We start from the raw sequence: 10,110 nt of genomic DNA, 5'->3' as shown, positions 1-10,110 counted from the left end.
GAGCGCACGGTCATCGGGGGAGTCGACGCCTTCGCGCCGCTGTCGCTGAACGCCGCCTTGGAGATCCTCATCGAGCTGGCCCCCGAATTCGCCGCTCCCGCACCGCTTCCCGCCCAGGCTGACACCGCGGCCGCCGACCCGCCCGCCGCCGACGCCCCGCTCACCCAGGCGGCGTTGTGGCCGCTGGTCGCCGAGGCCCTCGGCAACAACAACATCGTCGTGGCCGACCAGGGTTCGGCCTTCTTCGGTCTCGCCACCCTGCGCATGCCGACCGGCATCACCTTCCTCGGCCAGCCGCTGTGGGGCTCGATCGGCTACGCCCTCCCCGCCGCCCTCGGCGCGGGCATCGCCTGCCCCGACCGCCGCGCGGTGCTGGTCATCGGCGACGGCGCGGCTCAGCTCTCGATCCAAGAACTCGGCACCTGGATCCGCGAGCAGATGAACGGCGTCATCATCCTGGTCGACAACAACGGCTACGCCATCGAACGCGCCATCCACGGCCCCGACGCCCCCTACAACGACATCGCGCCCTGGCGCTGGGCCGAACTCCCGCACGCCTTCGGTGGTGACGCCGACTCCGTGCTCACCTTGCGCGCCACCACCGTCGGCGAATTGCGGCAATGCCTGAAAGCCGCAGCGGCGGAGCAGGATCGATTGATCTTCCTGCAGGTTGTCACCGGGACGACCGATTACCCGCCGCTGGTCTCCGATATCGCGTCCGCGCTCACCCGCGCGAATACGCGGTCCTGATTAGAAGGGCGTCGGCTTCAAGGCGTCCATGCTGTAGCCGAATTCCCAGGTCTGGTTGACGTTGGAATTGAAGGTGTAAACGATCGGAGTCGGATACTTTCCGGCGTCCAGCGACAGCGTGCCCTGGGTTCCGTCGTAGGAATGCATTCCCGTGCCCAGACCCGAGAGCAGGCGGGTCGGATATGCGAACGCCCACGCCGTGCAGTAGCCGGACGAGCCGCTGCTGACCAGCGAGACGAGCGTGTCATTCTTGCCGTTGGTGGGTATGGCCAGCTGATAGGTGTTGCTCGAGGCCGTGTCGGTGATCTCGATGGTGAACTGCGCGCCGAGGCTGGCCCATCCGATATTCCAATGGCAGTTCGCGGGCAGGGTGCCCTTGTAGACGCTGAGCTGTGGAATGAAGCTCGGTCCCGATTGTGTGGCGCACAGAACATTCGGACTGGTCGATCGTGTGTTGACGATCAGGATGTTCTTGTACACGTAGGGTGCGCTCATTTCGATCTCCTTGGTAAGGCCCGAGCACACGGACATGCTACTACCGCGTGAACCGTCCGATCGGCGGATTACTAAGGGGCAGTGGATATTTCGCTGCGATTCACAGGGCTGCATCCGTCCGGCGCGTGCCATCCGCGCCGACGCGGCGTGCCTTCCCCGGCGACCCGAACCGCCCGGCGGCTATTGTCGACCGGTCGGTTGTCTTGCTGGCACCTCCCGGCGACCCCGATTCACGGCTCGGTTCGCTGGTCTGGCACAATGCTCAGGTTGCCTTGGGCGCACTCGTGCCCGGGCACCGCCCAAATATCCGGAGCACGAACCGGTCGAGCGCCCCTCGCGGGGCCAGCCGCCAGGTTCCTCTGTTCGCGCGAACTCCAATAAGGACGGAAATGAACACCCTCGACTTCGTCGACGCCAGCTCGCTGCGCAATGACATCCCGGACTTCCGCCCGGGTGACACGGTCAACGTGCACGTGAAGGTTATCGAAGGCAACAAGGAACGCGTCCAGGTCTTCAAGGGCGTCGTCATCCGCCGCCAGAACGGCGGCATCCGCGAGACCTTCACCGTGCGTAAGGTCTCCTTCGGTGTCGGCGTGGAGCGTACCTTCCCGGTGCACAGCCCCAACCTCGACAAGATCGAGGTCGTGACCCGCGGTGACGTGCGTCGCGCCAAGCTGTACTACCTGCGCGATCTGCGCGGCAAGGCCGCCAAGATCAAGGAAAAGCGCTGAGGTAGCGACCTCCCGACCAGTTCGGGAACGGTCTTCTCAAACGCCGAGTAGCCCGGCACCGCATGGATCTTCGCGGTGCCGGGCTACTCTGTTCCGGTGGCAGACGAGAGCGAGTCGGTGACGATGTCCGGGTCGGGCGATGAGAACCGGGCGGACAAGCCCGCAACCTCGCGGACCTCCGGGACTTCCGAGAAGCCGGAGACCCCCGAGGGCCCCGATGCCGCCGAGGGCGCTGCGGGCGCCGAGGCGAAGCCGAAGAAGAAGCAGCGCCCGTTCTGGCAGGAACTCCCCATCCTGGTCGGTTTCGCCGCGCTCATCGTGGCCCTGCTGGTGACCTTCATCGGCCGGCCCTACGTGATTCCCTCGCAGTCCATGGAACCCACCCTGCACGGCTGCTCGGGTTGCACCGGCGACCGCATCTACGTGCAGAAGCTGAGCTACTACTTCGGCGACCCCAAGCCGGGCGACGTGGTGGTGTTCGTGGGGCCGACCAGCTCCTGGAACAGCCACTACAAGTCGATTCGCTCCACCAATACCGCGGTGCGCGGGGTGCAGAACTTCCTGTCCTTCTTCGGCCTGGTGCCGCCGGACGAGAACGATCTGGTCAAGCGGGTCATCGCCACCGGCGGGCAGTCGGTCAAATGCTGTGACGCGCAAGGCAACATCCTGGTCAAGGATGCCGGCAGCTCGGACTGGAAGCCGTTGAACGAGCCGTACGTGAAGTTCAACAACCCCTTCGACCCCACCCACCCCGACGTGCAGTTCAATGCGGGCGGCCGGGCGTTCCCCGAGGTCAAGGTGCCGGACGGCAACCTGTGGGTGATGGGCGACAACCGCGCCGAATCCGCCGACTCCCGCTACCACATGACCGACGAACTGCAGGGCACCGTCCCGATCAAGGATGTGCGCGGCAAGGCCGTGTTCAAGATCTGGCCGCCCAGCCGGATCGGTCCGGTCCGGGCGCAGGACCCCCAGTAGAAACGGCGAACGCGGGATAATCGATCGGTGGGGAACACGGTGAGCGCCGCCGCGAAAGCGCGTGGCGGCAAGAAGATTCAGCGGATCGACCGCGGTGACTGGCCCCCGCGCGTCGTCATGCGGTCCGCCGGTGGCAAGCGCACGCTCGAGGCGGCGCTGATCCGCAGCGGACTGGGTCCCGTCGCGGGCGTGGACGAGGCCGGACGCGGTTGCGCGGCAGGGCCGCTCGTCGTTGCCGCCTGCTTGCTACCGCCCAAGGCGTACACCTCGCTGGCCGGTCTCGACGACTCCAAGAAGCTCACCGAGAACGCCCGCGAAGAGCTGTTCCCCATCATCAAACGGCTGGCGCTGGCATGGCAGGTGGTGGTGATCCCGGCCTGGGAGATCGACGCCATCGGCATCCACGTCGCCAATATCGAGGGCATGCGCCGCGCGGTGGCGGGCCTGGATCCGGTGCCCGGCTATGTCCTCACCGACGGCTTCCGGGTGCCCGGCATTCCGGTGCCGTCACTGCCCGTGATCGGCGGCGATGCGTCGGCGGCATGCATCGCCGCGGCCAGCGTGCTGGCCAAGGTGACCCGCGACCGCATGCTGGTCGAGATGGACGCGCAGTATCCGGGCTACGGGTTCGCCGCCCACAAGGGCTACAACACCCCCGAGCACAACGAGGCGCTGACCCGCCTCGGCATCACCCCCGAGCACCGTCGGTCCTGGCGAAACGTCCGGGAGACCGGCCGAGTGGCTACCGATACGGCGTATGCGGGATGATGTCTCTACACCCAGTCGTTGGGCGACAAGGAGGACGTTCCACCCGATGAGCGCCGAGGACCTCGAGAAGTACGAAACCGAGATGGAGCTATCCCTGTACCGCGAGTACAAGGACATCGTCGGCCAATTCTCGTACGTGGTGGAGACCGAGCGTCGCTTCTACCTCGCCAATTCCGTCGAACTGCGACCGCAGAACGCCGATGGCGAGGTGTATTTCGAAGTGCGGATGTCGGATGCATGGGTTTGGGACATGTATCGGCCCGCGCGCTTCGTGAAGCACGTTCGCGTGATCACCTTCAAAGACGTGAATATCGAGGAGTTGGAGAAGACCGACCTGCGGCTTCCGGAGTAATCCACAGGCCGTCTTTATCCACAGCTCCACTGTTTTCCCAGTTCGGCATGGCCGGGCCCCGCACGGGCCCGGCCATGCTGGCTGAATGGCACAGCATCTGGCGCTCGGAGCGCAGGGGGAGGAACTGGCGGCGGGGTTTCTGCGCGCGGCCGGCATGGAGATCATCGCCCGCAATTGGCGATGCCGTTTCGGTGAGCTGGACATCATCGGCCGCGACGGCGAGATCACCGCGTTCGTCGAGGTCAAAACCCGCACCGGCCTGACCTGCGGCCGCCCCGAGGAAGCCGTCACCTACCGCAAACAACGCCGCATCCGCGAACTCGCCGCCCGGTGGCTGCGCGAACAGCCCGGCCCCTGGTCCCGAGTCCGCTTCGACGTGGTCTCCGTCCTGCTGCTCCCTGGCCGCGCACCCGAAATCCGCCACCTCGAGGCGGTGTTCTGACATGCCCCTGGGCCGCGCCTATTCCGTCGCCGTGAACGGCGTCGAAGGCCAACTCGTAGAAATCGAGGCCGACATCGGCCAGGGTCTCCCCTCGGTCCACCTGGTAGGCCGCCCCGACACCACCCTCCAAGAATCCCGCGACCGAGTCCGCGCCGCGGTAACCAACTCCGGCGAGAAGTGGCCCGATGGCCGCGTAATCCTGGCCCTGTCCCCGGCCACCCTGCCCAAGGTGGGCAGCGTCTACGACCTGGCCCTCGCCGGGGCCGTTCTCGATGCGGCAGGCGCCGTCCCGTCGAACCGGCTGGCCGAATCGGTTCTGCTGGGTGAACTCGCCCTCGACGGCCGGGTCCGCAGAGTGCGCGGCATCCTGCCCGCGGTCCTGGCCGCCCGCACCGCAGGCCGCCGCACAGTGATCGTCCCCACCGACGCCCTGCCCGAGGCGGGATTGGTCGACGGGATCCGCGTCCTCGGCGCCGCAACCTTGATCGAGCTGCTCGACTGGCTGCGCGGCGGTGGCGAACTCGCCCACCCCGAGCCGCTCGACCCCCCGTCCCCCACCTCGATCGGAGACCTGCGCGAGGTGGTAGGCCAAGACGAGGCCCGCTGGGCCCTCGAGGTCGCCGCCGCAGGCGGTCACCACCTGTTGCTCACCGGCCCACCCGGCATCGGCAAAACCATGCTGGCCCAACGCCTCCCGGGCCTGCTGCCGCCCCTGCGGGAGCGGGATTCCCTGGAGGTGACCGCGATTCATTCGGTGGCGGGCACGCTGTCCGACGACGCCCCGCTGGTGACCGCGCCGCCGTTCGTGGCTCCTCACCATTCGTCGTCGGTGGCGTCCATGATCGGTGGCGGTTCGGGTTCGGCCCGTCCGGGGGCCGCGAGTTGTGCGCATCGTGGCGTGCTGTTCCTCGACGAGTGCGCGGAAATCAGCACCAAGGTGCTGGAGGCCCTGCGAACTCCGTTGGAGGAGGGCGAGGTTCGTATCGCGCGGCGTGATGGGGTGGCGCGCTATCCCGCACGCTTTCAGCTGGTCATGGCGGCGAATCCATGTCCGTGCGCACCGGCCCGGGATATCGATTGCATTTGTGCGCCATTGGCTCGCCGTCGCTATCTCGGCAAACTCTCCGGCCCGCTCATGGATCGGATCGATCTGGCGGTTCAGATGCACGCGCAAGCGGCGGGGGCGTTCAGCGGCGACGAGGTCGAATGCAGCGAGGTCGTCCGTGCCCGAGTGACCGCCGCGCGCGAGGCCGCGTCGAAACGCTGGGCCGATCTCGGCATGTCGACCAATGCCGAGGTCCCGGGACATGTACTGCGCCAGCGCTTCCGGCTTCCGCGCGAGGCGCTCGCTCCGGTGGAGAACGCGCTCAAGCACGGGCGCATGTCCGCGCGCGGCGCCGACCGCGCCATCCGGGTCGCCTGGACCATTTCGGACCTGCGTGGCGGCGAAATGCCGAATGCCCACGACATTCTGCAGGCCCTGAGCTTCCGGCAGCGAGGTGTGGCATGAATGCCGATGAGCGGCGGTTGGCTTGGGTGTATTTGTCGCGGGTGGTGGAGGGGCCTTGTGCGGCGTTGTCGGGGTTGATCGGGGCGGTGGGGGTGGTGGAGGCGGCTCGGGCGGTGCGGGAGTGTGCGTTGCCGGAGGTGTTGCGGGGGCCTACCGAGTTGCGGCGGGGGATTGATAGGGCGGAAGCGGATTTGGCGCATATCGAGCGGCTCGGTGGGCGGGTGGTGACGCCGGATGATGCGGAGTGGCCTGCGTGGCGGCTGCTGGGGTTGGGGCAGTTGGATCCGGGTTATGACGCGGATGGGGCTGTGCCGCTTGTGTTGTGGGTGCGGGGGAAGCGATCGCTGCTGGAGGCCACCGAGAAGTCGATCGCGGTGGTGGGGGCTCGGTGCAGTACCGGGTACGGGAATCATGCGACGGGGGAGATCGCGGGGGAGCTGGCCGCGCGTGGATGGACGGTGGTGTCCGGGGCGGCATTCGGGATCGACGGGATGGCGCATCGGGCGGCGCTGGCGGTCGGTGGGGTGACGATTGCGGTATTGGCCTGCGGGCCAGATAGGCCGTACCCGGTGCAGCATGATCATCTGCTTGCCGAGATCGCCGATACCGGGTTGGTCGTCACCGAGTATCCGCCCGGCACCTCCGCGCGCAAGCACTACTTCTTGGCGCGCAATCGCCTGATCGCGGCGCTCGCGGACGGAGTCGTGGTGGTGGAAGCCGGAATTCGCAGCGGGGCGCGGAACACGGTGAAATGGTGTCGGCGGTTGGGGCGTCCGGCCATGGCGGTTCCGGGGCCGGTCACTTCCGCGGCGTCGGTGGGCTGCCATCGGATGATCCGGGAGGGTGAGGCTTTCATCGTCACGCGGGCCGAGGACATTCTCGATGAGGCGGGGCCGCTGCGGCTTTCGCTGCCGGGAGCGGTCCCGCCGAATCCGGAGGACAACCTCTCGGGTGACGAGGCGCTCGTGTACGCGTCGTTGCCCGGCACCGGGTCCCGGCTGCCGCGCGCCGTGGTCACCGATACGGGGTTGTCACTGCCGGTGGTGCGAGCCACGTTGTCGGCCTTGGAGATCGCCGGGTTGGTCGGCTGCGATGGGAACGGCTGGTATCGCAGCGCGGCGACGACGTCCAGCGCGGCCATCGCTGCCGACCACGATAGGCATCGGTGATCTCGTGGGATCCGGATTCTCAGTCGGGCAGACCGGCCAAGCGGTGCGGGGCGAGCAGTTCGGCGACGGTCTCGGGGGCGAGCAGTCCGAGTTCGGTGGCCACCTCGGCGACCGGCTGCCCGGTGCTCAAGGCGTGCTTGGCGATCCGAGCGCTGGCGGCGTAACCGATGTGCGGGGTGAGCGCGGTGACGATGCCGATGGAGCGGTTCACGCCCGCTTCCAGATGGTCGCGGTGCGCGGTGATGCCGTTGACGCAGCGGGTGGCCAGGGTGTCGGCGGCAGCGGTCAGGTGGGCGGTGGTGCGCAGCAGGCTGTAGGCGATGATCGGCTCGAAGGCGTTGAGCTGGAACTGCCCGCCCTCGGCGGCCATGGTCACCGTCAGGTCCGCGCCGATGGCCTCGAAGGCGATCTGGTTGACGGTCTCGGGGATCACCGGATTCACCTTACCGGGCATGATCGACGAGCCCGCCTGCACCGCCGGCAGCGTGATCTCGCGCAGCCCGGTGATCGGCCCGGAAGCCATGAGCCGCAGATCATTACAGGTCTTGGACAGCTTCACCGCCACCCGCTTGAGAATGCCCGACACCTGCACGAACGCACCGCAATCCTGGGTGGCCTCGATCAGGTTCTCGGCCGGAACCACCTGCTCCCCGGTGAGCTCGCCCAGCCGCGCGCAGGCCAGCGCGGGATACAGCGGATGCCCGTTGATCCCGGTGCCGATGGCGGTGCCGCCGAGATTCACCTCGCGCAGCAGCGCCGTGCCCTCCGCCAGCCGCGCGCAGTCCTCGCGCAGCATGATCGCGAAGGTGGCGAACTCCTGTCCGAGGGTCATGGGCACCGCGTCCTGCAACTGGGTGCGGCCCATCTTGATGACATCGCCGAATTCGGCCGACTTACGCGCGAATTCGTCCGCGAGCCGCTCCAACGCCGCGATCAGCAGCCGGATGTGCGCGATGACGGCGAGCTTGACCGCGGTCGGGTACACATCATTGGTCGACTGGCCGAGATTGACATGGTCGAGCGGATCGAGCTCGGCGTAGTCGCCGCGCCCGCGGCCCAGCAGCTCCAGCGCGCGATTGGCGATGACCTCGTTGGCGTTCATATTGGTCGAGGTCCCCGCACCGCCTTGAATGGGATCGATGGGGAACTGCTCGTGCAATGCCCCACCCCGGATTTCGGTGCAGGCGGCCTCGATGGCGTCGGCGCGCCGCTCATCGAGCAGCCCGAGCTCCCGATTGGCCTGGCAGGCGGCCTGTTTGACCGCGGCCAGGGCGGTGATGAGCGCCGGATAGTTCCCGAGGCGCTCCCCGGAGATGGCGAAATTGTCGAGGGCGCGCGCGGTGTGCACACCCCAGAAGGCGTCCCGAGGCACCTCGCGGGCGCCCAGCGAATCGTGTTCGGTGCGGGTCTCGGTCATGGTCGGCTCCATCCGATCGGCTTGTGGCTGGCGGGGAAGAGAAGGGAACGGGCAGGCGGGAACTCAGTGGCCCGCCGGGGTTTCGGTGAGTTCACCGAGCAGATTGGTCGTCATCCATCGGCCGATCTCGCTCGCGGGGAGTCCGAGGCCGGCGAGGTACGCGAGTTTGGCCAGCGCGGCCTCCCGGGTCAGATCGCCGCCCCCGATCGCGCCCGCGGCGAGCAGCGCCCGTCCGGGCTGATACAGGCTCAGGTCGACAGATCCGCTGTCGCAGTGCGTGATCACCACGACGGGTGTGCCGCGCTCGGTCGCCTTGCGGATCGCGTCGACCGCCGCCGCGGAGGCGGGCATGGTTCCGGCTCCGTAGCATTCGAGCACCACACCACCGTGATAGATGCGCAGCGCGGCATCGAGCAGATCGGTGTCCATCCCGGGGAAGACGGTGAAAAGACCGACGGGGGAGGGCGTTTCGGCCTTCGCCGCCCCGATCGGCGACGTGATCGGGGCCGGTGGCGGGGTGTGCGGACGCACGGTGACGAAACCGTCGCGTCCGTGGCTGCTGCGCTTGCTGGCCCGCACGGCCGGATGCAGCCGCGACCCGAAGGCGATGAACGTGCCCGAAGCGGGCCGGGTGGCAATCGAATCCAGGGCCAGCAGCAGATTCTCCCCGGCGTCGCTGCCCGGCTGCCCGAGTGGGATCTGCGCACCGGTCAGCACCACCGGGATGGCGAGGTCGCCCAGTTCGAAGGCGAGGCGTGCGCCCGTGTAGGCCATGGTGTCGGTGCCGTGGATGAGGATGACGCCGTCGGGTGGGGCGCCGCCGCCGGTCCGGGTGGCTCGCAGCGCGGCGCGCACCTGCTCGGCAATGACCCCGACGGTCTCGGGACCGGCATGGGCACTGTCGATGACCTGCTCGAGTTCGCGGTAGCGGAACTCCACCGGAATCCCGAACCGGTCGGTGTACGCGTCGATCAGCTCGGCCACATCGCCGCCGATCCCGGTGCGCGGGCGCAGCCCGTCCCCGCCGTCGACCATGCCGAAGGTGCCTCCGGTGTACAGGATTTCGACGCGCAGAACCGCGAGATCCAGAGTCACCGTGTCGTGGACGATGTCAGTCACGGCGCGGTCTTCCCTTCCGGGGCAGTGGAATCGAGGTTCGCGAGGACATCGGGGTTCAGTCGCCCGCGCACCCGGTACCACCCCGCCACCATGGCGATCACCACGACCAGGAACGCCGCCAGCGTGATGCGCCCGACCTCGGCGTCGAAGAACATCAGCACCACGACGGCGACCAGGAATCCGAGGGTGAGCACATTGAGCACGGGTGCGTACGGCAGCCGGAATTCCGGCCGGGTGTATTCGCCCCGCCCGGCGCGGCGCACGAAGATCCAGTGGCACACCATGATCGAGGCCCAGGTGCCCACGATGCCGAGTCCGGCCAGGTTGAGCACGATCTCGAAGGCCTTCTGCGGCACCAGCAGATTCAGCACCACACCCG

General features: G+C 67.9%; 11 protein-coding genes and 1 pseudogene. 8 read left to right on the top strand and 4 right to left on the bottom strand.

Annotated features, from left to right (window positions below; genetic code table 11):
- Positions 1 to 750: thiamine pyrophosphate-dependent enzyme (locus tag ACWELQ_RS26575; protein ID WP_452399768.1), on the top strand; the 750-nt coding region annotated here is incomplete at its 5' end.
- Here ACWELQ_RS26575 and ACWELQ_RS26570 read toward each other — a convergent pair.
- Positions 751 to 1,245, bottom strand: a complete 495-nt coding sequence (locus ACWELQ_RS26570; protein ID WP_452399767.1) for a hypothetical protein — start codon at positions 1,243 to 1,245, stop codon at positions 751 to 753. It lies immediately after the preceding gene.
- 389 nt (positions 1,246 to 1,634) lie between these two features.
- On the opposite strand from ACWELQ_RS26570, the gene rplS reads away from it, so the two are divergent.
- The 7 genes from rplS to dprA all read left to right on the top strand — a co-directional run bounded on the left by rplS (position 1,635) and on the right by dprA (position 7,195).
- A complete protein-coding gene (rplS, locus tag ACWELQ_RS26565; RefSeq protein ID WP_120737548.1) occupies positions 1,635 to 1,976 on the top strand; it encodes a 50S ribosomal protein L19 in 342 nt (113 codons plus the stop codon).
- A gap of 96 nt (positions 1,977 to 2,072) precedes the next feature.
- Entirely contained in the window at positions 2,073 to 2,954 is an 882-nt protein-coding gene (lepB, locus tag ACWELQ_RS26560; protein WP_452399766.1) for a signal peptidase I, read from the top strand.
- Between the two features lie 84 nt (positions 2,955 to 3,038).
- On the top strand, positions 3,039 to 3,722 hold the full coding sequence (locus ACWELQ_RS26555; RefSeq protein WP_452399769.1) for a ribonuclease HII: 684 nt from the start codon (positions 3,039 to 3,041) through the stop codon (positions 3,720 to 3,722).
- A gap of 46 nt (positions 3,723 to 3,768) precedes the next feature.
- A complete protein-coding gene (locus tag ACWELQ_RS26550) occupies positions 3,769 to 4,074 on the top strand; it encodes a DUF2469 domain-containing protein (RefSeq protein ID WP_019929973.1) in 306 nt (101 codons plus the stop codon).
- 85 nt (positions 4,075 to 4,159) lie between these two features.
- The gene (locus tag ACWELQ_RS26545; RefSeq protein WP_452399765.1) at positions 4,160 to 4,516 is read left to right on the top strand and encodes a YraN family protein; all 357 of its coding nucleotides are present in this window, start codon (positions 4,160 to 4,162) and stop codon (positions 4,514 to 4,516) included.
- 1 nt (position 4,517) lies between these two features.
- Entirely contained in the window at positions 4,518 to 6,026 is a 1,509-nt protein-coding gene (locus ACWELQ_RS26540) for a YifB family Mg chelatase-like AAA ATPase (protein WP_452399764.1), read from the top strand.
- Positions 6,023 to 7,195, top strand: a complete 1,173-nt coding sequence (dprA, locus tag ACWELQ_RS26535) for a DNA-processing protein DprA (protein WP_452399763.1) — start codon at positions 6,023 to 6,025, stop codon at positions 7,193 to 7,195. The genes ACWELQ_RS26540 and dprA overlap by 4 nt, the downstream gene beginning before the upstream one ends.
- Before the next feature lie 19 nt (positions 7,196 to 7,214).
- Here dprA and ACWELQ_RS26530 read toward each other — a convergent pair whose 3' ends face one another.
- The 3 genes and pseudogenes from ACWELQ_RS26530 to ACWELQ_RS26520 all read right to left on the bottom strand — a co-directional run.
- Entirely contained in the window at positions 7,215 to 8,612 is a 1,398-nt protein-coding gene (locus tag ACWELQ_RS26530) for an aspartate ammonia-lyase (RefSeq protein WP_452399762.1), read from the bottom strand.
- 63 nt (positions 8,613 to 8,675) lie between these two features.
- The gene (locus tag ACWELQ_RS26525) at positions 8,676 to 9,731 is read right to left on the bottom strand and encodes an asparaginase domain-containing protein (RefSeq protein WP_452399761.1); all 1,056 of its coding nucleotides are present in this window, start codon (positions 9,729 to 9,731) and stop codon (positions 8,676 to 8,678) included.
- Positions 9,728 to 10,110: pseudogene (locus tag ACWELQ_RS26520) on the bottom strand (L-asparagine permease); the annotation flags it as partial. The pseudogene ACWELQ_RS26520 and the gene ACWELQ_RS26525, both read right to left, overlap by 4 nt.

Source organism: Nocardia sp. NPDC004722 (assembly GCF_053601505.1).
This window is presented reverse-complemented; position numbering and strand designations above follow the sequence as displayed.

Excerpts from the sequence above, each read along its gene's own strand:
- ACWELQ_RS26570 (WP_452399767.1), bottom strand. The coding sequence starts at position 1,245 with ATGAGCGCACCCTACGTGTACAAGAACATCCTGATCGTCAACACACGA.
- rplS (WP_120737548.1), top strand. The coding sequence starts at position 1,635 with ATGAACACCCTCGACTTCGTCGACGCCAGCTCGCTGCGCAATGACATC.
- ACWELQ_RS26550 (WP_019929973.1), top strand. The coding sequence starts at position 3,769 with ATGAGCGCCGAGGACCTCGAGAAGTACGAAACCGAGATGGAGCTATCC.
- ACWELQ_RS26545 (WP_452399765.1), top strand. The coding sequence starts at position 4,160 with ATGGCACAGCATCTGGCGCTCGGAGCGCAGGGGGAGGAACTGGCGGCG.
- ACWELQ_RS26540 (WP_452399764.1), top strand. The coding sequence starts at position 4,518 with ATGCCCCTGGGCCGCGCCTATTCCGTCGCCGTGAACGGCGTCGAAGGC.
- dprA (WP_452399763.1), top strand. The coding sequence starts at position 6,023 with ATGAATGCCGATGAGCGGCGGTTGGCTTGGGTGTATTTGTCGCGGGTG.
- ACWELQ_RS26530 (WP_452399762.1), bottom strand. The coding sequence starts at position 8,612 with ATGACCGAGACCCGCACCGAACACGATTCGCTGGGCGCCCGCGAGGTG.